The 21,808-nt window shown below is 68.2% G+C and carries 16 protein-coding genes; 5 read left to right on the top strand and 11 right to left on the bottom strand.

Annotation, left to right across the window (positions count from 1 at the left end):
• Positions 1-258 precede the first annotated feature (258 nt).
• The gene (locus tag AC5I49_RS27145) at positions 259-1,791 is read left to right on the top strand and encodes a hypothetical protein (protein ID WP_310043752.1); all 1,533 of its coding nucleotides are present in this window, start codon (positions 259-261) and stop codon (positions 1,789-1,791) included.
• Between the two features lie 117 nt (positions 1,792-1,908).
• Positions 1,909-2,529 (top strand): glutathione S-transferase family protein, encoded by a 621-nt coding sequence (locus AC5I49_RS27150; protein ID WP_310043749.1) that lies wholly within the window; start codon positions 1,909-1,911, stop codon positions 2,527-2,529.
• Positions 2,530-2,564: 35 nt separating this feature from the next.
• Here AC5I49_RS27150 and AC5I49_RS27155 read toward each other — a convergent pair whose 3' ends face one another.
• Positions 2,565-2,900, bottom strand: coding sequence for a type II toxin-antitoxin system YafQ family toxin (locus tag AC5I49_RS27155; RefSeq protein WP_141834648.1), 336 nt, complete (start codon positions 2,898-2,900; stop codon positions 2,565-2,567).
• The gene (locus tag AC5I49_RS27160; protein WP_043790100.1) at positions 2,900-3,196 is read right to left on the bottom strand and encodes a type II toxin-antitoxin system RelB/DinJ family antitoxin; all 297 of its coding nucleotides are present in this window, start codon (positions 3,194-3,196) and stop codon (positions 2,900-2,902) included. Before AC5I49_RS27160 ends, AC5I49_RS27155 begins: the two co-directional genes overlap by 1 nt.
• A gap of 262 nt (positions 3,197-3,458) precedes the next feature.
• On the opposite strand from AC5I49_RS27160, the gene AC5I49_RS27165 reads away from it, so the two are divergent.
• Positions 3,459-3,713, top strand: coding sequence for a hypothetical protein (locus AC5I49_RS27165; RefSeq protein ID WP_012206639.1), 255 nt, complete (start codon positions 3,459-3,461; stop codon positions 3,711-3,713).
• 34 nt (positions 3,714-3,747) lie between these two features.
• Here the strand turns inward: AC5I49_RS27165 and AC5I49_RS27170 are convergent, their stop codons facing one another.
• From AC5I49_RS27170 to AC5I49_RS27205, 8 genes are all read right to left on the bottom strand, one after another.
• Positions 3,748-4,554, bottom strand: a complete 807-nt coding sequence (locus tag AC5I49_RS27170; RefSeq protein ID WP_310043742.1) for a tetratricopeptide repeat protein — start codon at positions 4,552-4,554, stop codon at positions 3,748-3,750.
• Positions 4,555-4,586: 32 nt separating this feature from the next.
• Positions 4,587-5,231 (bottom strand): hypothetical protein, encoded by a 645-nt coding sequence (locus AC5I49_RS27175; protein WP_016451378.1) that lies wholly within the window; start codon positions 5,229-5,231, stop codon positions 4,587-4,589.
• Between the two features lie 340 nt (positions 5,232-5,571).
• Entirely contained in the window at positions 5,572-6,549 is a 978-nt protein-coding gene (locus AC5I49_RS27180; protein ID WP_495790156.1) for a DUF808 domain-containing protein, read from the bottom strand.
• A gap of 125 nt (positions 6,550-6,674) precedes the next feature.
• Positions 6,675-7,907 carry a VWA domain-containing protein gene (locus AC5I49_RS27185; RefSeq protein WP_034363580.1) on the bottom strand — a complete coding sequence of 411 codons (1,233 nt, stop codon included), beginning with the start codon at positions 7,905-7,907 and terminating at the stop codon, positions 6,675-6,677.
• Positions 7,904-10,471, bottom strand: a complete 2,568-nt coding sequence (locus AC5I49_RS27190; RefSeq protein ID WP_495790157.1) for a DUF5682 family protein — start codon at positions 10,469-10,471, stop codon at positions 7,904-7,906. The genes AC5I49_RS27185 and AC5I49_RS27190 overlap by 4 nt, the downstream gene beginning before the upstream one ends.
• Before the next feature lie 62 nt (positions 10,472-10,533).
• Positions 10,534-11,616: an AAA family ATPase gene (locus AC5I49_RS27195; protein ID WP_016449186.1), complete on the bottom strand. Its 1,083-nt coding sequence runs from the start codon at positions 11,614-11,616 to the stop codon at positions 10,534-10,536.
• A 66-nt stretch (positions 11,617-11,682) separates the two neighbouring features.
• Complete coding sequence (locus AC5I49_RS27200; protein WP_495790158.1) at positions 11,683-13,437, bottom strand: DUF5691 domain-containing protein; 1,755 nt, start codon at positions 13,435-13,437, stop codon at positions 11,683-11,685.
• A complete protein-coding gene (locus tag AC5I49_RS27205) occupies positions 13,434-14,864 on the bottom strand; it encodes an SWIM zinc finger family protein (RefSeq protein ID WP_495790159.1) in 1,431 nt (476 codons plus the stop codon). Before AC5I49_RS27205 ends, AC5I49_RS27200 begins: the two co-directional genes overlap by 4 nt.
• A gap of 511 nt (positions 14,865-15,375) precedes the next feature.
• Between AC5I49_RS27205 and AC5I49_RS27210 the strand changes: the two genes are divergently transcribed.
• Together AC5I49_RS27210 and AC5I49_RS27215 are read left to right on the top strand one after the other, a co-directional pair.
• Positions 15,376-16,695 carry a putative DNA modification/repair radical SAM protein gene (locus AC5I49_RS27210; RefSeq protein WP_495790160.1) on the top strand — a complete coding sequence of 440 codons (1,320 nt, stop codon included), beginning with the start codon at positions 15,376-15,378 and terminating at the stop codon, positions 16,693-16,695.
• 15 nt (positions 16,696-16,710) lie between these two features.
• A complete protein-coding gene (locus AC5I49_RS27215) occupies positions 16,711-17,550 on the top strand; it encodes a TIGR03915 family putative DNA repair protein (protein ID WP_016450771.1) in 840 nt (279 codons plus the stop codon).
• A 65-nt stretch (positions 17,551-17,615) separates the two neighbouring features.
• Here the strand turns inward: AC5I49_RS27215 and purL are convergent, their stop codons facing one another.
• Positions 17,616-21,647: a phosphoribosylformylglycinamidine synthase gene (purL, locus tag AC5I49_RS27220; RefSeq protein WP_495790161.1), complete on the bottom strand. Its 4,032-nt coding sequence runs from the start codon at positions 21,645-21,647 to the stop codon at positions 17,616-17,618.
• Between the last annotated feature and the right edge of the window lie 161 nt (positions 21,648-21,808).

Consider the following 21,808-nt stretch of genomic DNA (forward strand, 5'->3'; position numbering starts at 1 on the left):
CAGGGGGAGCAATGCAGGCCCCCGCTCTTGGAACAACGCCCGGCGGAGAGCAACAGACAGCCCACTCGGCATGCATCTGCAGCACGCTCGGTGCAGCCTGCATCCAGCACAGCGCATCGCGGACCTGCTCGTCTGGATCGGATGGCGTTGCACCGCCGCAGCTGCATTGGTTCAGCCGCGCACCACGCCATCGACTTGACATTTCGCCCAGTCCACACCGCGCTCTGCTGGCGACAATCAGGTCTTTGAAAGGCGCGCATGCACTACGGCAAATCCCAGGCCATTGGAGACAAGAGCATCTTCATCATCGACACCGCCATGAGCGTGGTCGATGGCCGGCTCTACTACGAGTACTGCAACAAGGGGGACAGCACAACGTCCTTTCTGCGCGCCGTTGATGTGGCCACCGGCAACGTGCTCTGGGACCACCGCATGCGCGAGAGCGAGGGCATGTCGTGGTTCGTGGACGAGCGGCATCTGATGCTCTGCGACCAGGTGCTTGATGCCCGCACCGGCGAATGCCTGTTCGACTTCCATGCCGTGCCGGGCATGCAGGCCAGGCATTGGCCCGTTCCCGTGGAGCTGGACGCGCATCGCTGGCTCGTCGCGATGGAGGAGAGCAGTCCCGAGGGCCGCTATCTGCTGCTGGACCGTCGCACCTGGCAGGGCAGCACGCTGGCGCTGGGCCTGCAGGGTGCGTTTGTGCTGGAGGGGGCGGTCTACGGCTGGATCGTCCACCCTGAGCGCTCGGAGCTGCGGCGCTGGCATGAAACCGACGGGCACACCGAGCATGTGCTGTGGGTGGACAGTGCCCGCGACCTGTACTCGCCCGCCATTGCAGGCGCGTGGGCCGTGTTCGGCCCCGGCAGCAGAGACCACGTGGACATCGATGCACCCTGGCTTCGCATCCATCCTTGCAGCGGCGAAGTCCTGGCCATCACACCTCCCGTTCAACCTGACGATGAGCGCCGGCATGTGCATGCCCAGCGGGCAGCGCATCGTGACGGCGTGGTCTATTTCTGCTTTGCACGCCAGGGCATGTATGGCTATGACATTCGCAGCAACCGTTTCGGACCGTGCCTGTCGCCTACCCATGTCAGCGCGCCGCAATGCCATGCCGGCGTCCTCTATGGAATACAGGACAGGCACGAGGACGGCATGGAGCGGGCCTATCTTGTCGCCGTGGACCCGGACACCGGCGCCCCGCTTTGGGAAACCCCGTGCAGCAGCCGCAACTACAGGCATCTGAGCGTGAGCGAATGCGGTGTCTTTCTGGGCATTGCGGGCGGCAAAATCCAGCACCTTCCGCCAGCGGGCCGCAGGCGCAGCACCCCAACGGCAGAGCCTGCCAAACGCGCCAAACGCGCCGAAAGCGCCAAAAGCGCCAAGGCAGCCACCGGGCCGGTACGCACCGTGCCGCCCGAGTCTCCCTATGCACACATGCTGGACGACATGCCCACGCTGCTCGATGCCCTGCAGGCGCGCGCCTGCGCGCAGAGCCCGAATAGCACCCTCACGGCCGTGGCCGTCTCCAAGCCCTGGGCCATGGTGGCCTGCATCGAATATGGCGAGGACCCCGACTTCCCCCATCTGCGCCTGCTGGATCTGCAGACCGATGCCTGGATCGCGCTCGACTGCAACGACCTGATCGACGCCCCCATGATTGAAGGCATCACGTTCGTGGATGGCCAGGACGGGCAGCTGGACCTGCTACTGCATGACGGCGGCCGCCACACCATCCACATTGACCTGCCCGCACGCACCGTGCGCTGGAATGCCGAGCAGGCATAGGACAAGACAACGATGCCGCTTGCACGACCGTGCAATCCGCACTAAGTTGGGGGGCCGGTCCGGCCATCGGCGCCGACGGCAGAATCTGCCCGTATCCCACCCCTACCCGTCTCTTTCATGACCACCCTCAAGCTCTACTACGCTCCCGGCACCTGCGCCCTGGCCGCCCGCATCGCCCTGATCGAGGCCAATGCGCCCCATGAAGTCGTCAAGCTCGATTTCTCCAAGGGCGAGCAGCGCAGCCCCGAATACCTGGCCATCAATCCCAAGGGCCGCGTGCCCGCCCTGGTGACCGAGCGCGGCGTGCTCACCGAAACGCCGGCCCTGCTCGCCTATATTGCCCGGCGCTTTCCCGAAGCCCGGCTTGCCCCGCTGGACGATGCCTATGCCTTCGCCCACATGCAGGAGTTCCACGGCTACCTGTCCTCCACCGTGCACGTGGCCCACGCCCACGGCCGGCGCGCAGGCCGCTGGGCCGATGACGAGGTGGCCATTGCCTCCATGCAGCGCAAGGTGGCAGCCAACATGGCCGAATGCTTTGGCGTGATAGAGCGCCATTACCTGGGCGACGCGCCCTGGGTGCTGGGCTCCGACTATTCCGTGGCCGACGCCTATCTGTTCACCATTGCCGGCTGGCTGGAGGGCGACGGCGTGGACATCGCCGGCTTCCCCAAGGTGCAGGCGCACTTCAAGCGCATGGGCGAGCGCGCTGCCGTGCGCGGGGCGCTGGGGAGCTGAGGGGGGAGGCTGCCCGCGGCCTGCGATGGCCGCGCTCAGCCAAACAGATCGCTGTGGGTTCCAAGGCGCTTGAAGATGACGATCTCCATGTCCTTGGCTTCGGGATGCGGATCAATGCGATAGATCAGCAGGAAGTCCCCTCCCAGATGGATGTCCCGGTCGCCCGCGTCCCATTCATCGTCGGCGATCAAGGCGTGATCGCTCCACTGCGCCGCCAGCACCTGTTGCGCCGTGTGGGCGATGAGCAGGCCGCCGACCTGGTTCACCAGTGTCATGTCGTAGCGGCCTGATGCCGCCATGCGCTGGTAGTCCTTCTTGAAGGTCTTGGTGTACGCGATGGTGCGCAGCCTGTAGCCCTTCTTGCCGGCCATCAGGCTTCATCCCTTTCCATGGCCTGCAGCATGGCTTCAACAGAGGCATGTCCAGGTTCACCGCCTCTGGCGATTTCTCTCGCCTCCAAAGTGGCCTGCCGGTTTGTCTCGCGACGCAGCCGCATCGCCTGCACCTGCTCCGCCGTCAGCCGCAGGTCAAAGGGAATGCCGTTGTGCAGCACAACGCCCTGCAGAAACATGCGCACGGCGGCGTTCACGTCCATGCCCAGCGTAGAAAGTATGTCGGCAGCGCTGTCGTAGATCTTGTCATCCACAGTAGTACGGATGATGGTCATCTTTTGCTCCTTTGAGGTCACTTGCCGACCTATTCTAGGCAATCTCAAATCAACTGTTGCTGCGACCTTCCACACGCATTCACTTGCAAAAGCAAAAAACCAGACAGTCATTCGTAAATTTCCCTTGGCAGTCCTCCAAGCCCCAGACCTCTACCGCCGCCCCCAAGCCTTGCCTACAGTCGCCAGGACAGGCAGGGGCGTTGCACAAGGCGGCGCCTTTTCGCCATTCCAGAAACGACGGATTCAGACGACAGGGTGGAGCATGCAAAGACAAGCCAGGGTGATTGCCATCAACAACCAGACGGGGCTCATCGGCCTGCAGCCGGAGGGAGAGGACAGCTGTGTGCTGGCGCAGCAGCTCGATACCCGCCCCGTGAATACGGGCCAGATGCTGTCAGGGGAGATGGACAGCGTGGGCATGGAGACGTTTGTGAACGCGCAGACGCAGGACCGCATCGAGGTCTTTGTCGAGGCCTACGGGCTGTCTGCGGAGGCCGTGGAGCTCGCCCTGCGCTGAGCGGGCTGCAGGGCGGAATGTGCAGGTGCCAGCGTCAAGGCCGCGCCCACTGCGCCAGCGTGTGCCGCGCCAGGGCCTCGACATCCAGCGGAGACTGCGGGTCTAACGCAAGCTCTCCCAGCATCACCATGGCCTCTGGGATCTGGTTGCGTTCGCGCAGCACCATGGCCTTGTTCAGGAGCAGAAAGCCGCGGGTCTCGGCATCGGGGTCGGCCTTCAGGCCGCTGTCCAGCAGGGCAAGGCATTGGTCGGGGTCGTCCTCCATCAGGGCGGCTGTCTTCCAGGCGGGGGCGAAGCCAGGGGTTTCGCGGGTCATGGCCAGGGCGGCCTGGCGCACCTTGCTCCTGTCGGTCTCCCACTCCAGGGCGAGGTAGCGCAGATAGGTGCCTTGCGGGAGCTTGCCATCGCGCTCCATGCGCAGGCTGTGCACGGCCGTCTTGGCCGTGAAGAAACCCCTGGGAGCCATTGCATCCACGCGCCGGTAGTGGCGATAGGCCGCATCGAAGTCCTTTTGCAGCAGGTAGGTGAATGCGGCGTCGTAGACGGGATAAGGCCAGTCCGGCGCCAGCTTCGAGGCGGTCTCGAAATGCACCAGCGCAGCCCGGTTGTCACCGCGCTGCCCTGCGGCGCGGCCCAGGGCATGGGCATCGCGTGCCGCCTGGCTGACGGGTGTGGCGCGGGGCAGTTCCCAGCTGAAACGGCCATCGGCCTTGTCCAGGTCGCTGCGCTTGAGCACGCGGCCGGCACTGTCCTTGAAGACGATGTCGTCGGCTGCCATGGCGGGCGCTGGCGCCAGCAGCTGCAGTGCAAGGGCCATGGCGGCAAGCAAGGGGAGCTTCATGGTGTGCTGAGCTTGGTTCGGGAAAGCCGATATTAGGGCGCAGAAGCAGACGCAGACGCAGACGCAGGAGCGGAGCCGGCAGAAGGGGATTCACCTGCAGGCCTGCCAGTTGAGGGGGCCGTGGCGGCGGCACGCCTTCCCCTGCCCCTGGCGCGCGGACGGGCAAGGTGATTCATTTGCCATTCCAGCGATTCGGTATCGAAGTCGAAGGCATCCAGCAGGGCAATGGCTTTCCTGGCCTCCCTGAAGTCCACTTCCGTGACGGGCGGACTGTGCCGCAGCGACAGATCGTGCTTGAGCAGCCATTGCTGCAGATCGGCCAGCGCGACGATGGAGATGCCCTGGTTGATGAGCTGTGACGCGGTGACTTGCGCCAGCATGGCCGGCGTCAGTTGCCTGCAGGAGCGCAGGCCCAGGACCTGCCTGAGTTTGGCCACCAGGGGAGTGCGCAGCTCGAACTGGGGCAGGCTCTCGAAATGGGCCAGGGATTCGAGGTACAGGTCCGGCTCCGCATGTATGGCGTCCAGGTCGTTGGGCAGATTCAGCAGTTCGCAGATGCGATTGAGGGCGGTGCGTGCGCGTTCGGTGCCGAGTTTCTCGGCCTTGCCCGCTTGCGCGACCGAGCAGCCGGCGATGACGGAGCGCAGCACATTGGCCTTGGTGAGATTGGAAATCATGGAATCCCCCTGATGAAAATCCAGGGACCCGCGCGGAATCAGCTTCAGCCGCCCGGTCCCGACAATGGCTCTGGCGCGGCGATGGGCCGTTCACGGAACCTCGGAGGCCGGCAGGCGCAAGTGCATTGCGCCGCCGCCAAGGGACAGGAGGACGCCAGGCCTTGCAGAGTTCCAGGGGAAATGCACGTGCTTGCGCCCACAGTCAAATGCAATGCGCTGAGGTGCAAATTCCATGCAAATTCCATGCAGATTCCATGCAGATTCCATCGAAAAGGGGGCCTGACGGCCCCCCTGGTGTGCTCTGCCGGCTGCAGCCCCGGCAGGCCTTGCTTGCGGCGACTCAGCGGCGGCGCAGGCGCTTGATGCCTTCGACAGCCGCCAGCACGATGGCGCCGGCCACGATGCCGGCCACCGCGTTGAGCACATTCACCGCCAGCACGCGCCACAGGCCGCCCAGCGCGCCCTGGGCCACGGCATCGCCCAGGCCCTCCACGGCGTGGTGCAGCGCAGGCACGCCGTGTACGAGGATGCCGCCACCCACCAGGAACATGGCGGCCGTGCCCGCAACGGACAGCCCCTTCATGAGCCAGGGCGCGGCGGCGACGATGCCCCGGCCCAGCGCGCGGGCCGCGGCGCTGGCACGCTGGCCCAGCCACAGTCCCAGGTCATCGAGCTTGACGATGCCGGCCACCATGCCATAGACGCCCAAGGTCATGATGAGGGCAATGCCCGCCAGCACGGCGACCTGCTGCCCGAACGGCGCCGAGGCCACGGTGCCCAGGGTAATGGCGATGATCTCGGCCGAGAGGATGAAGTCGGTGCGCACGGCGCCCTTGATCTTGTCCTTTTCCATGGCGACGAGATCGACGCTCGCATCGGCATTGGCCTGGGTGAGGCGCTCGCGCTCCACGGCATCTTCCTCGGGCGAATGCAGGAATTTGTGGGCCAGCTTCTCGCAACCCTCAAAGCACAGAAAGGCGCCGCCGACCATGAGCAGCGGCGTGACAGCCCAGGGAATGAAGGCGCTAATGAGCAGCGCCGTCGGCACGAGGATGACCTTGTTGACCAGCGAGCCCTTGGCCACGGCCCAGACCACGGGAATCTCGCGCTCGGCGCGCACGCCCGTGACCTGCTGGGCGTTGAGGGCCAGGTCATCGCCCAGCACGCCAGCCGTCTTCTGCGCAGCCACCTTGGTCATGACGGACACATCGTCGGCCATGGCCACGCTCTTGCGGGCCGCGACCTTGGTCATGAGGGCCACGTCGTCAAGGATCGCTGCAATATCGTCAAGCAGCATCAGCAAACCAGCACCAGCCATCGCGTTTCTCCAGTGAATTGTTGGGGGGCCTTGCGGCCTGGGCGCCATCATGGGGCACGGGCATGTCCTGCCCGTGTAGGAGAGGCCCGGCGGCCGGCCGGGCCACCGGCCTGAGCGGCCATCCGCTACTTGCTTGTCTTGAAGCCCTGCCCTGCCGCCCAGGCCGCCACGTCGTCGCGGCGGATGGCGGCGGCCATGAGCTGCGGGAAGGCGTCCGGCGTGCAGGCAAACGAGGGCACGCCCAGCGCGGCCAGCTTGGCGGCCAATTGTGCATCGTAGGCAGGCGCGCCTTCGTCGCTGAGCGCCAGCAGCGTGATGAACTGCACGCCCGACTCCACCAGCTCGGAGGCACGTCGCAGCAGGCCGCTTTCCACGCCGCCTTCGTAGAGGTCGGAGATGAGCACGACGATGGCATTGCGCGGCTCGCTGATCAGGCCCTGGCAGTAGCCTACGGCGCGGTTGATGTCGGTGCCGCCGCCCAGTTGCACGCCGAACAGCACGTCCACGGGGTCGGAGAGCTTGTCGGTCAGGTCCACCACCGCCGTGTCGAAGACCACCAGACGGGTAGCGACGGCCGGCAGGCTGGCCATGACGGCACCGAAGATGCTGGAGTAGACGACGGAGTTGGCCATGGAGCCGCTCTGGTCTATGCACAGGATGACTTCGCGCTGCGGGCGGCGGACCTTGCGGCCGTAGCCGACCAGGGTCTCGGGCACGATGGTGCGGTAGTCGGGCTGCCAGTGGCGCAGGTTGGCGCGGATGGTGCGGTTCCAGTCGATCTCGGAATGGCGCGGGCGGCGGTTGCGCTGGCTGCGGTCCAGCGCGCCCGAGACGGCGCTGCGCATGGGCTCTTCCAGGCGGCGCATGAGGTCGTCCACCACCTTGCGCACGACGATGCGCGCGGTCTCCTTGGTGTTCTGCGGGATGACGGAGCCCAGGGAGATGAGGTCGGCCACCATGTGCACGTCGGGCTGCACATGCTCCAGCATTTCGGGCTGGAGCATGAGTTCGCGCAGGTTCAGGCGCTCCATGGCGTCGCGCTGCATGACCTGCACGACCTGGCTGGGAAAGTACTTGCGGATGTCGCCCAGCCAGCGGGCCACGCTGGGCGAGGAATTGCCCCGGCCGCCCCGGCGCGAGAGGCTGCCGTCCTTGTTGTCTTCTTCGTAGAGCGCGGCCAGGGCCTTGTCCATCTCATCGAGGGAGCCGCCCTTGGCGCCCAGCCCGCCGCAGCTGCCCTCGGCCGGCTGGCCCAGCACCAGGCGCCAGCGCTGCAGCCGGTTGGTGGGCTGGACGGCGGGGTCCTGCGGATCGGCGTCGGCAAGGGATGCATCGTTCACGGTGGCAGCGGTGTTCATGGCTGGGCCTCCTGCGGGCTGGACAGCAGTTGCGCGGGCAGGTTCAGGCCCAGCAGTTGATCGAGTACGGGAAGGGCAAGCACGGCGCGCGCCTCGTTCCAGGCGCCGTCGTCACCGCCGCCTGCCGCGCCTGCGGCACCTGCGGATGCAGCCGCCACGACGGCCGCACTGCCCTGCCCTCGCCGGGCCTTTTCGCCCAGGCTCTGGCGGTCATGGTTGGAGAAGGCCGAGAAGCTGCGGCGCACCAGCGGCAGGATCTGGGTGAACTGGGTCTCGCCCAGCTGGGCCAGCCAGGCATCGACGGCACCCCAGATGGCGTCGTCGTGCAGCAGCACCAGGGCCTGGCGGTTGAGAAAGCCGTCCAGCCAGGCGGCAGCGTCCAGCGGCGGCACGCCCAGCGAGAGATTGCGGCCCAGTTGCGTGGCCACGGCCTCGCTGTCCAGGCGGTGGGCATCCAGCAGCAGGCGGCAGGACGTGCCGCGCAGCAGGGCCGCGCCGGCATCGCCCAGGGCAATGCTGCGCAGGGCGCCGAACCAGACCTCGCGCGGCTCCTCGGCATCGCGCAGGCGCAGGGCTTCATGGGCCTGCAGCACCGTGGCCTGCATGTGCCTTGCGGCGTCTTCATCCAGCGCCATGCAGGCCAGGGGCAGGCCGATGGCGGCACGCAGCGCCATGCTGTCGATCACCGTGGCCAGCGCCTGGGTGTCGGTCTGGCGCACGCTGCCGTAGCGCAGCACATTGGCCAGCGGCGGCAGCGCCTGCATGAGCTGGGAAACGTCGCCGGTGCTGGCAGAGCGGTCGGCCAGGTCGTGCATGAGGGCATCGACCAGGTGCGGCAGGTCGGCCAGCAGGGCGTCGTCGATGGTCTTGGCCAGCTCGGGCAGCGGTGTCTCGGGCGTCAGCGCCTGGCGCACCTTGGCGGCTGCAGCCTGCACCAGGGTGCCGCCGTAGCGGCTGGCCTCGATGACGCGCACGGCCAGCTCGGGCTCCCACTGCAGTTGCCAGCTTTCGCGGAAGGTGCCCCGGTTGCGCTGCTGGTCGGTGGTGACGCTGCCCCACTCTATGCCCAGCAGGCGCAGCCGGTGCAGGAAGTGGCTGCGGTCGCGGTCCGTGTCCTTGCGCAGGTCCAGGGCCAGGACCTTGGCGGCCGCCTCGGGCTTGAGGCGCAGGCTTTTTTGCTGCTGCTCGATGTCGCGCTGCAGCGGCACCTGGGGCACGTCGGCGGGCACGCCGCCGATGCGGTCGCCCACGCTGAGTTCGCGCTCGATCAGGCGCAGCGGAGCGCGCTCGCCCATGCTGATGACGGTGACGATGGCCTCGTCCAGCTCGGGCAGGCCCGGGCTGGCGTGGCCGCGCAGGGCGGCCAGGCTTTCGGCCAGGCGCGTGGCCTCGATGATGTGGGCGCTGGAGCAGTCCAGGTCCTTGGAACGCAGCAGATGGGCCACGCGCGCCAGCCAGCCGACGGTGCGCCGGGTGCTGGCGCGTGCCGGGTCGGCAGCAGGTGCGGACTGGAGCAAGGACTCGGGCGCAGGCTCGGAGCAGCGCCACAGGTGTTCATACCAGCCCGGCGAATCCACGCCCGCTCCATAGCCGCTGGACGAGCACAGGTTGCGGTAGGTCCAGGGCGCCCAGGTGGCCTGGACCTTGGCCTTGGGCAGGCCCTTGAGCGTGGCGGCATCGGCCTTGGCGGTGACCTGGGCCTGCAGGGCCGGCACATGCCATGCGCCGCAGACCACGGCAATGCGCTGGTGGCCGGCCTTGACGGCCTCGCGCATGCACTGGCGCATCCAGGCTTCGCGCAGCGCCTCGCGCCGGGCGTGGCGTTCTCCGCGCACTTCGTTGGGCAGCTCGGCGCGCACCACGGCCATGGCTTCGGCAATGCCCTCGAACAGGGTGGCGCCGTCGCCGCGCTCCTCGACCATGCGGTTCCACCAGCTTTCGCCGTCGGGGTAGCCTGCGGCCTCGGCCAGCAGGTCCAGCGGATCGCGCCAGTCCCGCCTGCCGGGGTCCGAGGGATCGACGGCGAGGTCGGCAGCCGGCACGGACTGCGTGGTGTCGTCGCGGTCCAGGGCCTCGGCGGCATTGCTCTGGAGCTGGCTGCCGTCTGCCGCAGCGACGCCGGAATCGGAGCCGGTGTCGGCATCCTGGCCTTCATCGCCCGCATCCTCGCCTGCATCACCTGCATCTGCTGCCGCCGCCTCGGCCCGGCGCCGCTCCTGCTCGGCCATGTCCAGCGCCATGCGGTGGGTCTGGGGCAGGTCGATGAAGCGCGTGGCCACGCCCTGGCGCGCCGCCCATTGCAGGGCCTGCCATTCGGGCGAGAACTCGGCGTAGGGATAGAAGGCGGCATGGGCCGGGCTGTCCTGCACATAGACCAGCATGGCCACGGGCGGCTGCAGGTCGGAATGCTGGAGCATGGGCAGCAGGGACTCGCCCTCGGGCGGGCCTTCGACCAGCAGGCAGTCGGGCTGCAGCTGCTCCAGGGCCTGCAGCAGGCTGCGCGCGCAGCCCGGGCCATGGTGGCGGATGCCGAAGAAATGAAGCGGATTGGCAGAGGTGGCCATACGGGAAGTGCGCAGGAGATGCGCAGAAGATGCGGTCGGTCAGCGGAGCGGGAGTGCGGGCTTCAGAGCTGCTCGCGGCAGGCGCGGTACAGGTCCTTCCAGTCGCTGCGCTCCTTGACCACGGTCTCCAGGTATTCCTTCCAGACCACGCTGTCCTGCACCGGGTCCTTGATCACGGCGCCCAGCAGGCCCGAGGCCACATCGCCCGCGCGCAGCACGCCGTCGCCGAAATGCCCGGCCAGCGCCATGCCGCTGTTGATGACCGAGATGGCCTCGGCCGTGGACAGCGTGCTGCTGGGCGACTTCACGCGCACGGTCTTGCCGTCCTCGGTCTGGCCGTTGCGCAGCTCGCGGAAGATCTGCACCACGCGGCGCACTTCCTGCAGGGCCGGCGGCTCGGCGGGCAGGGCCAGGGCGCGGCCCTGCTCGGCCACGCGCTTGGTGACGATCTGCACTTCCTCGTCCTGCGATGCCGGCACGGGCAGGACCACGGTGTTGAAGCGGCGCTTGAGCGCGCTGGACAGCTCGTTCACGCCCTTGTCGCGGTTGTTGGCCGTGGCGATGACCGAGAAGCCCTGCACGGCCTGCACCTCGGTGCCCAGCTCGGGCACGGGCAGGGTCTTTTCGGACAGCACGGTGATCAGCGTGTCCTGCACGTCGGCCGGGATGCGGGTCAGCTCTTCGATGCGGGCGATCTTGCCCAGCTTCATGGCGTTGACCAGGGGGCTGGGAATCAGCGCCTTCTCGGACGGGCCATGGGCCAGCAGCTGCGCGTAGTTCCAACCGTAGCGCAGCTGCTCCTCGCTGGTGCCGGCCGTGCCCTGCACCAGCATGGTGGAGTCGCCGCTGACGGCGGCCGACAGGTGCTCGGACACCCAGGACTTGGCCGTGCCCGGCACGCCGTACAGCAGCAGGGCGCGGTCGGTGGCCAGGGTGGAGACGGCGATTTCCATCAGGCGCGGATTGCCGATGTACTTGGGGCTGACCTCGAAGCCGTTGCCGAGCTTGCCGCCCATCAGGTACTGGAGCACGGCCCAGGGCGACAGCTTCCAGTTGGGCGGACGCGGACGGTCGTCCACCTTGCGCAGGGCTTCGAGTTCTTCGGCGAATTGCTGTTCGGCATGCTGGCGCAGGACTTGGCTCATGGTGTGCTTCCGGAAAGGGATGGGAATGGGATTCGGTAGGGGGTGGGTGGCAAAGCGGGCCCGGCCTCAGGCCTGGCCGCGCAGTGCGATGAAGGCCTGGTGCAAGCCCAGGCGCAGCTCGACGATGCGCTCCAGATGGCCGCGCATGCGCTCCTCGTCCCAGGGCCGCGCGCGGCTTCGTTCGAGGCGCGCCTGCTGCTGGGGCGTGAGGGCAATGGCCGGGGCAGCTGTTGCTGCAGATGCCGAAGCGGCTGCGGTCTCTGCAACAGGCTCGGCCGGGGACTCCGGCGCGGGCTCGACCTGTGCATCCAGCACCGAGGGCTTGCGCCACAGCTCGGCAAAGCGCTCCAGCGCGGTCACGTCCAGCATGCGCGCGCAGGACAGCAGGGCCTGGTCGGCGCGGTAGCTGTGCCAGTTGCCCGTGATCTGCTTGCCGCCCACTGCCACATGCAGTGCCTCGGTCAGCCGCGCCGACAGCGCGGGCGAGAGCAGTTCGGCACCGCCCAGCGACTGGGACATGCCCTCGATGGCGTCGATGAGCTTGTGCCTGTCGCGCTCGAACTGGGCAATCCAGCGGGACTCGCGTTCTTCGGGGGACAGCCGGGCCATGAGGGCGGGCAGCAGCGCATCGTGGCGCATGTCGCGGCCCAGGGCCTGGGCGGCATCGATCCATTCCACGTCCAGCTGGTACTGCAGGGCCCGCACCCAGCCCTGGCGCAGCGAGGATTTCCAGTCGCTGCGCCGGCTCCACTCCATCACTTCCAGGGGCGTCAGGCCCAGGGCGCGGGTCCAGAAGGACACCGGGGTGAGCTGCACCATCTGCTCCAGCAGCCAGGCCTTCTTGCCGCCACGGAAGTAGGCATCGGGCTTGAGCGTGATGCCGTCGCGCTCCCATTCCTTGAGGCCTTCCTCGGGAGGCTCCACGATCCACTGGCCCTTGTCGTCCTGCTGAAGCATGGACTGCATCCAGCCCATGACGCGCTGGCTGTGCGCGCTGTCCGGCAGGCACGAGAGCATTTGCGCGGCGTTCTCGCGGATTTCCTTGCTGCGGTCGGACAGCAGTTTTTCGAGCAGCGGCTCGTCGTCCATGCCCAGCCCCACGGTCAGTGCCTGGACCATGGGCAGGCGCTCCTTGGCGCCCAGCTCCTTCAGGCTGCCTTCCAGCCGCGCACGGGCCTGGGCGGCATCGGCCGCGCGCTCGCTGCGCAGCAGGGCCACGCGCTGCTCGACCGAGCCCTCCTGCCAGACCAGTTCGGGGTCGGCGGTTTCCTCCACGCCGCTGGCATAGCTCCATTGCGGATTGAGCGCGCCCAGCCAGCGCCCGCGCTCGCCCAGCACCGGGGCCAGCCACTGGCGCAGCTCCACGGACTGGCGGCCCTGCTCCAGCGCAGGCACCAGCAGGTCATGGGGCAGGCGCTGGCCCGCCTGGTCCAGGGTGCGCAGCATCGAGGCCTGCAGCTCGAACGGCCCGTCCTTGAGCACGTCGCCCATCAGGGTCTGCAGGCGAGCATCGGCAGGCGCGGGGCGCGATTCTGCAGGCGCCGCGGCCGGCACGGCCAGCGGCGCCGGCAGGCGCACCTGCGCGCCGGGCTGCCAGCCTGCGCGCTCGAACACGGCCGCCACGGCGCTGGCGCGCAGCAGTTGCTGGGCGGGCGAGTCGCCGGGCAGGTCCGCCCGGGGCAGCAGCGCGGCCTGCACGGCCTGCTGCGACCACGGGGCAGACGGATCAACGCCCGAAGCCAGCGCAGGCGGCACGGCCAGCCGGTCCGAGCCGACCATGGCCGATTGCTGCAGCGCAGTCCAAAGTTGTGTGTTGCTCATACCGGTTCACCCTGGTTCTGCCAGATACATTGCCGGGCGCTTTCGCCCTCGCGGGCCTGCCAGGCGCTCAGCAGGCGCCAGCGGCCCACGGCCGGGCCGGGCTCCCATTCGCCAAACAGCTGCATGGGCGCGCCGCCGCTGAGCGCCAGCAGGCGCCAGGCTTCGGCATCGTCAATGGCCACGGGAACGGGTTGCACAGGCGCGGCAGTGTCGTCAGCAGACACGCCGGGCGCAGCCGCCGATGCGCCCGGCGCATCGGGCCAGGCCGCAAACCATTGGCCCTGGGCAGGCACCAGGCGCAACCCGTCCTGGCACAGCGGCTGCGTGGCCTGCAGCGGGTTGGCGGCAATGCGCCGGCCCATCTGCTGCAGGACGTCGCCCACGGCCGAGGTGTCCAGCGGGCTGGCGCCCTCGGCAGGCAGCGCAGGCCCGTTGCCGTTGGCGGCAATGGCGCGCAGCGGCGCATGGCCCGGGTAGAAATTCAGCGCGCATCCGTAGCGATGGCCAGGCACCCAGGCCGATTCGAAGCCGCGCCCGCCCTGCGCATAGTCCAGCACCAGGGCCATGCGGCCCGTGCGCTGCCCGTGCAGCCAGACGCGGCGCTCCATGAGCCGGCCTTCGCGCTCGATCATGCGCAGGCCGGCCACCAGCCATTCGTCCTCGACCAGATGGCCGCGGGCCTGCACTTCGGCCTTGTCCATGGGCCAGCCCAGCGCGGCCATCACGTCGGCCTTGACCTCGGGGCTCAGCGATTCACGGCGGCGCACGGCGTCGATGATCAGCTGCCAGTGGCCCAGCTGCACCAGCATGTCGCGCGGCCAGTCGCGGTGGCTGTCCACCAGATCCCGGCAGTCCTTGATGCGCGCCGCCATGCCCGTGGCCTGCGCATCGACCATGCGCGCGGCCATGGTGTTCCAGCGCTGGCGCATCTGGGAATCGCCGGCCTGGTTGGCCAGGCCCGCGCGCACCATGTCCTGCATCCATAGCGACAGTTCCTGCAGGCCCGCCTCGACCTTGTCCCAGCGCTTGTCTTCGCGCCTGGCCTGCTGCCTGGCCGCAACCTCGGGATCGGGTGGCGGCTCGGCCGCCGCGGCGGCTGCCTTGGCCTCCTTCTTCTCGGCCTTTTCCTGGCGGCTGTCCAGCCAGGTCTGCACCCAGGCCGGTGGATCGCCGCCCTCGGTGACCTGGCCGCCCGCACGCATCAGCATCAGCGCCAGCCCATGCTTGCAGGGGAACTTGCGGCTGGGGCAAGAGCATTTGAAGGAGGGGCCCGACAGGTCCACCTGGGTCTGGTAGGGCTTGCTGCCGCTGCCCTGGCACTCGCCCCACACCGCCACATCGTTGGCACCCATGGTGGGCCATTTGGCGGGCGATTGCAGCCCCTTGGCGGCCTTGCTGGAGGAAGCGTCCGGCGATAGCGCCAGCACTTCGCTCTCTGTTCCTAATACACGCGACACCGAAGCTCCCTCTCCAAGTGTTTGTCATCGCCAGGCGCATTGAATGAAGAAACGACCGCGCCCGGCAAGCCCGAAAGCCTATCAGCAATAGTTATCGGCAATTTGAAACAAATCACAACAACGTCAAACCTCTCTCCCATGAACCGGGAACCCCATGGCGCGCAGCCAGCTGCGCTATATCAGCGCATGCATTGATGGCACCAAGCCGTACCAGCCTTCAGGCATTGCAAAAAGACGCAGGAAACACGCATTCACCATTTCCTGCGATGCACATCGCCACCCATTGAAAGCAAGCACTCATTCCGCACTGAAAACGGTTTCATTCCATTGCACTGGCAACCATTGCAATCCGCTGGCCATTGCGATAGCCCGACAGTGCGTTCAAACCGGAGCCAGGCAAGGCCGGACCAGACCCTGGCTGGGGGATGGGCTCTCGAAAAACCGGATGTGCCAGGCAAATATACTGTATATTCATACAGCCATGGAGCTGCAACGCAAACTTTTCATCCTCGCCGACGCCGCCAAGTACGACGCCAGCTGCGCCTCCAGCGGATCGCAGGGGCGCGACTCGCTGGACGGCAAGGGCATGGGCTCGGTCACCGGCATGGGCATCTGCCACAGCTATGCGCCCGACGGGCGCTGCATCTCGCTGCTCAAGATCCTGCTGACCAATGTCTGCATCTTCGACTGCCGCTACTGCATCAACCGCAAGAGCTCCAACGTGCAGCGCGCCCGCTTCACGGTGGCCGAGGTGGTGCAGCTGACGCTGGACTTCTACCGGCGCAACTGCATCGAGGGGCTGTTCCTGTCCAGCGGCATCATCCGTTCCAGCGACTACACCATGGAGCAGTTGGTGGAAGTGGCCCGCCGCCTGCGCGAGGAGCATGACTTTCGCGGCTACATCCACCTCAAGACCATCCCGGATGCCGCGCCCGAATTGCTGGCCCAGGCAGGCCGCCATGCCGACCGCCTGAGCATCAATGTGGAACTGCCCACGGCCAGCGGCCTGGCGCAGTTCGCGCCCGAAAAGGACGGCCGGCGCATACGCCAGGCCATGCAGGGCGTGGACCGGCATGTGCAGGCCTGGCGCGCGGCCACGCGCGAGCAGCGCCAGGCGCAGTCCCTGCCCGGCGCGCCCGCGCAGCGCGCCGCCGTGCCGCGCTTCGCGCCGGGCGGGCAGAGCACGCAGATGATCGTGGGCGCCGACCGCGCAACCGATGCCGACATCCTCGAGTCCAGCCATACGCTGTATGCGGGCTACGGCCTGCGCCGCGTGTACTACTCGGCCTTCAGCCCCATTCCCGATGCCTCGCGCGACCTGCCGCTGCAGGCGCCGCCCCTCATGCGCGAGCACCGGCTCTACCAGGCCGACTGGCTCATGCGCTTTTACGGCTACGGGGCGGGCGAGATCGCGGCGGCCAGCCGCCACGGCATGCTGGACCTGGAGATCGACCCCAAGCTGGCCTGGGCACTGGCCAACCGCCAGCAGTTCCCCGTGGACCTCAACCGTGCGCCTCGCAGCCTGCTGCTGCGCGTGCCGGGCCTGGGCACGCAGACGGTGGAGCGCCTCCTGGCGGCGCGCCGCGTGCGCCGGCTGCGGCTGGACGACCTGCTGCGGCTGCGCGCCCCCGTGCAAAAGGCCCTGCCCTTCGTGCTGATCGACGGCCACCGCCCCCTGCTGGGCGAGACCGACTCGGCCGCGCTGCGCACGCGGCTGATCGCGCAGTCGCAGGCCAGCCAGGCCCAGACGCGGCACAGCGGCATGCGCGTGCAAAGCGCACTGCAGGCCAGCCTGTTCTAGAACCTGGAGCACGCCATGCACGGACAGGCCCTCACCATCGAACTCGACAGCCCCGACGACTGGCCCGGCTTTCGCGCAGCCTGCCGGGCGCTGCTGGCCCACGGCGCCGACCCCGCTGCGGTGCGCTGGCGGTGGCCCGACACGCGGGGTGCGCAGCCACTCGGCGCGGGGGTGGATCTGTTTTCCAGCGCGCCGCAGCAGGCCATGCCCGCCTCGGCACTCGCCGGGCTGGCCGGCCCCGGCGAGGCAGGGCTGTCCCTGTCGGACACCCAGATGTCCGCCCTGCGCCATGCCTGCATGCACCGCGCGGCGGGCCGCTTCGAGCTATGCCACCGCTGGCTGGCGCGCATGCAGGCCCGGCCCGAACTGCGGCTGGATGCGCTGGATGCGGACTGGCGCGCCATCGAGGCCCTGGCCCGCCCCGTCTCGCGCGAGATCCACAAGATGCACGCCTTCGTGCGCTTTCGGACGACCCAGCGGCAGAACCTGCCCGAGCTGCACATCGCCTGGTTCGAGCCCGAGCACCACATCGTGCGCGCGGCGGCACCCTTTTTCTGCAAGCGCTTTGCCAACATGCACTGGGCCATCCTCACGCCGCAATGCAGCGTGCACTGGGACGGCCATGCGCTGCGCCTGGCGCCCGGCGCGCGCCGCAGCGATGCCCCGCCAGCCGACGCGGGCGAGGCCCTGTGGCTGACCTACTACGCCAGCACCTTCAACCCCGCGCGCCTGAAGGAGCAGGCCATGCTGCGCGAGATGCCGCGCCGCTACTGGCACAACCTGCCCGAGACGGTGCTGATCTCCACCCTGGTCCAGCAGGCCCGCGCGCGCACGGGACAGATGCTGGAGCAGTAAGGACAGGCACCAAAAAACAAAGGCCCCGAAGGGCCTTTGTCTGCTTTGCAGCGTCGCTCAGTGCATCAGCCCAGCCACTTGCGGGCGTTGCGCCACACGCGCATCCAGGGGCTGAATTCCGACTTGTCGCCGTTGGTCCAGCTCATCTGCACGTTGCGGAACACGCGCTCGGGGTGGGGCATCATGGCCGTGAAGCGGCCATCGGCCGTGGTCACTGCCGTCAGGCCGCCGGCCGATCCGTTGGGATTGAACGGGTACTGCTCGGTGGCCTTGCCGTGGTTGTCCACATAGCGCATGGAGGCGATGGCCTTGTCCGCATTGCCGCGGAAGCGGAAGTTGGCAAAGCCTTCGCCGTGGGCCACGGCGATGGGCAGGCGGCTGCCGGCCATGCCCTGCAGGAACAGGCTGGGCGACTCCAGCACTTCCACCATGGACAGGCGCGCCTCGAAGCGGTTGCTCTGGTTCTGCGTGAAACGCGGCCAGTCCTGGGCACCGGGAATGATGTCGGCCAGCTCGGCAAACATCTGGCAGCCGTTGCACACGCCCAGGCCGAAGGTGTCGCTGCGGCCGAAGAACTGCTGGAACTGCGCGGACAGGCTGTCGTTGAAGGTGATGGAGCGCGCCCAGCCGATGCCGGCGCCCAGCGTGTCGCCGTAGCTGAAGCCGCCGCAGGCCACCACGCCGGCGAAGTCCTGCAGCTGCGCGCGGCCGCTTTGCAGGTCGGTCATGTGCACGTCCACGGCGTCGAAGCCGGCCTCAGTGAAGGCGTAGGCCATTTCCACATGGGAGTTCACGCCCTGCTCGCGCAGCACAGCCACGCGGGGCCGCGCGCCCAGGTTCAGGAAGGGTGCGGCCGGGTTCTCGGCCGGGTCGAACGTCAGGTGCAGGTGCATGCCCGGGTCGGCAGGCTCGCCGGCTGCGGCGTGCTCGCTGTCGGCGCAGGCCGGGTTGTCGCGCTGCTGGGCAATCTTCCAGCTGACGGCATCCCAGACCTGGTGCAGGTCGCTGAGCGAGGCGCCGAAGACGGACTTGGCATCGCGCCAGACCTGCAGCTCGCCCTTGCCCGCATCGACCTTGGAGGAGGCAGGACGCGTCTTGCCGATGATGTGGCTGCAGGTGGACAGGCCATGCTCGCGCAGGGTCTGCAGCACGGCGGCGCGGTCGGCCGTGCGGATCTGCAGCACGGCGCCCAGTTCTTCGTTGAACAGCGCGCGCAGCGTCATGTCGTCGCGGCGGCCGCTGATCTGGGAGGCCCAGTTCTTGCCTTCGCCCGAGTCCATGCGGCTGTCGCTGATGCCGTCGCCTTCGGTGACCAGCATGTCCACGTTGATAGCCACGCCCACATGGCCGGCAAAGGCCATCTCGGCCACGGTGGCCAGCAGGCCGCCGTCGCCCTTGTCGTGGTAGGCCAGGATCTGGCCCTTGGCGCGCAGGTCGTTGACGGCATCGACCAGGGCAATCAGGTCCTTGGCGTCATCGAGGTCGGGCGTCTCGTTGCCGGTCTGGCCCAGCACCTGGCCCAGGATGGAGCCGCCCATGCGCATCTTGCCGCGGCCCAGGTCCACCAGCACCAGGGTGCTGTCGTCTTCTGAGGCGTCCAGCTGGGGCGTGAGCGTGCCGCGCACATCGTCGATGGAGGCAAAGCCCGTGATGATCAGGCTGACCGGCGAGGTCACCTTCTTGACCTGGCCGCCCTCGTCCCACTGGGTGCGCATGGACAGGCTGTCCTTGCCCACGGGGATCGAGATGTCCAGCTGCGGGCACAGCTCCATGCCCACGGCCTTGACGGTGGCGTAGAGCGCCGCGTCTTCGCCGGGCTCGCCGCAGGCCGCCATCCAGTTGGCCGACATCTTGACCCTGGACAGTTCGATGGGCGCGGCCAGCATGTTGGTGATGGCCTCGGCCACGGCCATACGGCCCGACGCCGGCGCGTTGATGGCCGCCAGCGGCGTGCGCTCGCCCATGGCCATGGCCTCGCCCTTGAAGCCCTGGAAATCGGCCAGCGTGACGGCCACGTCGGCCACGGGCACCTGCCAGGGGCCGACCATCTGGTCGCGGTGGGTCAGGCCGCCCACGGCGCGGTCGCCGATGGTGATCAGGAAGCGCTTGGAGGCCACGGTGGGGTGGGCCAGCACGTCGATCACGGCCTTTTCCAGGGGCACGCCGGTCAGGTCCATGGGGGGCAGCTCCCGCTGCACGGTGGCCACGTCGCGGTGCATCTTGGGCGGCTTGCCCAGCAGCACGTTCATGGGCATGTCCACGGGGAACTTCTGGTCGCCCGAGGCCACGGCCGTGTCCTCCAGCACCAGCTGGCGCTCCTCGGTGGCCGTGCCGATCACGGCAAACGGGCAGCGCTCGCGCTCGCAGAAGGCCGTGAATTCGGCCAGCGATTCGGGCGCGATGGCCAGTACATAGCGCTCCTGGCTTTCGTTGGACCAGATTTCCTTGGGCGCCAGGCCGGATTCCTCCAGGTTGACGGCGCGCAGATCGAAGCGCGCGCCACGGCCCGCATCGTTGGTCAGCTCGGGGAAGGCATTGGACAGGCCGCCGGCACCCACGTCGTGGATGGCCAGGATGGGGTTCTTGTCACCCTGGGCCCAGCAGTGGTTGATGACTTCCTGGGCGCGGCGCTCGATCTCGGGGTTGCCGCGCTGCACGGAGTCGAAGTCCAGCTCGGCCGCGTTCGTGCCGCTGGCCATGGAGCTGGCAGCGCCGCCGCCCATGCCGATGCGCATGCCGGGGCCGCCCAGCTGGATCAGCAGGGTGCCGGCGGGGAATTCGATCTTGCGCGTCAGCTCGGAGTCGATCACGCCCAGGCCGCCCGCGATCATGATGGGCTTGTGGTAGCCGCGCATCACGGCATCGGCACCCACGCCGACCTGCTGCTCGTACTCGCGGAAATAGCCGGTCAGGTTGGGACGGCCGAACTCGTTGTTGAAGGCCGCGCCACCGAGCGGGCCCTCGATCATGATCTGCAGCGGGCTGGCGATGTGCTCGGGCTTGCCCACTTCGCTGCCCCACAGCTTGGAGACCGTGAAGCCCGACAGGCCGGCCTTGGGCTTGGAGCCGCGGCCCGTGGCGCCCTCGTCGCGGATCTCGCCGCCCGCGCCGGTCGATGCGCCGGGGAAGGGAGAGATGGCCGTGGGGTGGTTGTGCGTCTCCACCTTCATGAGGACGTGGTTGACGGCCTTCTTCTTCTGGTAGCTGGGCGCCTTGATCTTGTCCAGGGCTGCCTCGAAGGTGGCGACGAAGCGCTCGACCTCATGGCCTTCCATGATGGAGGCGTTGTCCGAGTACGCGACCACCGTGTGCTGGGGCGAGACCTGGTGCGTGTGGCGGATCATGCCGAACAGGCTCTTGTCCTGGGCCACGCCGTCAATGGTGAACTGGGCGTTGAAGATCTTGTGGCGGCAGTGCTCGCTGTTGGCCTGCGCGAACATCATCAGTTCCACGTCCGTGGGATTGCGCTTGAGGCCCTTGAAGGCGTCGACCAGGTAGTCGATCTCGTCGTCGGCCAGGGCCAGGCCCCATTGGCGGTTGGCAGTCTCCAGCGCCGCGCGGCCGCCGCCCAGCACATCGACGAACTCCATGGGAGCGGCTTCCAGGGCGGAGAACAGCTGCTCGGCCTCGGCGCGCGTGGCGAAGACCGATTCGGTCATGCGGTCGTGCAGCAGGGCCGCGATCTGCGCGGTCTGCTCGGCCGACAGCTCGGGCTTGCCACCGAGCAGGCCGCTCTTGAGGACCACGCGGTACTCGGTGATGCGCTCGACGCGGAAGACTTCAAGGCCGCAGTTGCGCGCGATATCGGTGGCCTTGGAGGCCCAGGGCGAGATCGTGCCCAGGCGCGGGGTGACCACCAGGGCGGTGCCATCGGCCGGGCCTTGCGGGCCTTCGTAGGGATCTCCATAGGTCAAGAGCGCCTGGAGGCGCTCTTGCAATGCGGGCGTGGGTGCGGCGTCCGTGGCCACCAGGTGCACGAAGCGCGCGGCAATGCCGGTGATTTTGGGATGGATGGCGACCAGGTCGGTCAGAAGCTGCTGGGCGCGGAACGAGCTGAGAGCGTTTCCACCCTCGAACTGTGTCAGATGCAAGGTCACGTGGCGGCCTGTTGGGTGAGGAGGCTTGTGAAAAGCGCCCTGCGGCCCCGCCCGGCTGGGGGCAGGCCGCAAGGCGCTGAATCGGTGAGGCCGCCATTTTACCGGGCTGCGCCGTCCCGGTGGCGACAGCCGCCCCTTACCCCTGCACGTCCAAAGGCGCA

This window comes from Delftia sp. (assembly GCF_059499305.1).

Coding starts and splice junctions, on each gene's coding strand:
- AC5I49_RS27195 (WP_016449186.1), bottom strand. CDS start 11,616: ATGAGCCAAGTCCTGCGCCAGCATGCCGAACAGCAATTCGCCGAAGAA.
- AC5I49_RS27165 (WP_012206639.1), top strand. CDS start 3,459: ATGCAAAGACAAGCCAGGGTGATTGCCATCAACAACCAGACGGGGCTC.
- AC5I49_RS27145 (WP_310043752.1), top strand. CDS start 259: ATGCACTACGGCAAATCCCAGGCCATTGGAGACAAGAGCATCTTCATC.
- AC5I49_RS27190 (WP_495790157.1), bottom strand. CDS start 10,471: ATGGCCACCTCTGCCAATCCGCTTCATTTCTTCGGCATCCGCCACCAT.
- AC5I49_RS27200 (WP_495790158.1), bottom strand. CDS start 13,437: ATGAGCAACACACAACTTTGGACTGCGCTGCAGCAATCGGCCATGGTC.
- AC5I49_RS27215 (WP_016450771.1), top strand. CDS start 16,711: ATGCACGGACAGGCCCTCACCATCGAACTCGACAGCCCCGACGACTGG.
- AC5I49_RS27170 (WP_310043742.1), bottom strand. CDS start 4,554: ATGAAGCTCCCCTTGCTTGCCGCCATGGCCCTTGCACTGCAGCTGCTG.
- AC5I49_RS27155 (WP_141834648.1), bottom strand. CDS start 2,900: ATGGCCGGCAAGAAGGGCTACAGGCTGCGCACCATCGCGTACACCAAG.
- AC5I49_RS27180 (WP_495790156.1), bottom strand. CDS start 6,549: ATGGCTGGTGCTGGTTTGCTGATGCTGCTTGACGATATTGCAGCGATC.
- AC5I49_RS27160 (WP_043790100.1), bottom strand. CDS start 3,196: ATGACCATCATCCGTACTACTGTGGATGACAAGATCTACGACAGCGCT.
- AC5I49_RS27175 (WP_016451378.1), bottom strand. CDS start 5,231: ATGATTTCCAATCTCACCAAGGCCAATGTGCTGCGCTCCGTCATCGCC.
- AC5I49_RS27185 (WP_034363580.1), bottom strand. CDS start 7,907: ATGAACACCGCTGCCACCGTGAACGATGCATCCCTTGCCGACGCCGAT.
- AC5I49_RS27150 (WP_310043749.1), top strand. CDS start 1,909: ATGACCACCCTCAAGCTCTACTACGCTCCCGGCACCTGCGCCCTGGCC.
- AC5I49_RS27210 (WP_495790160.1), top strand. CDS start 15,376: ATGGAGCTGCAACGCAAACTTTTCATCCTCGCCGACGCCGCCAAGTAC.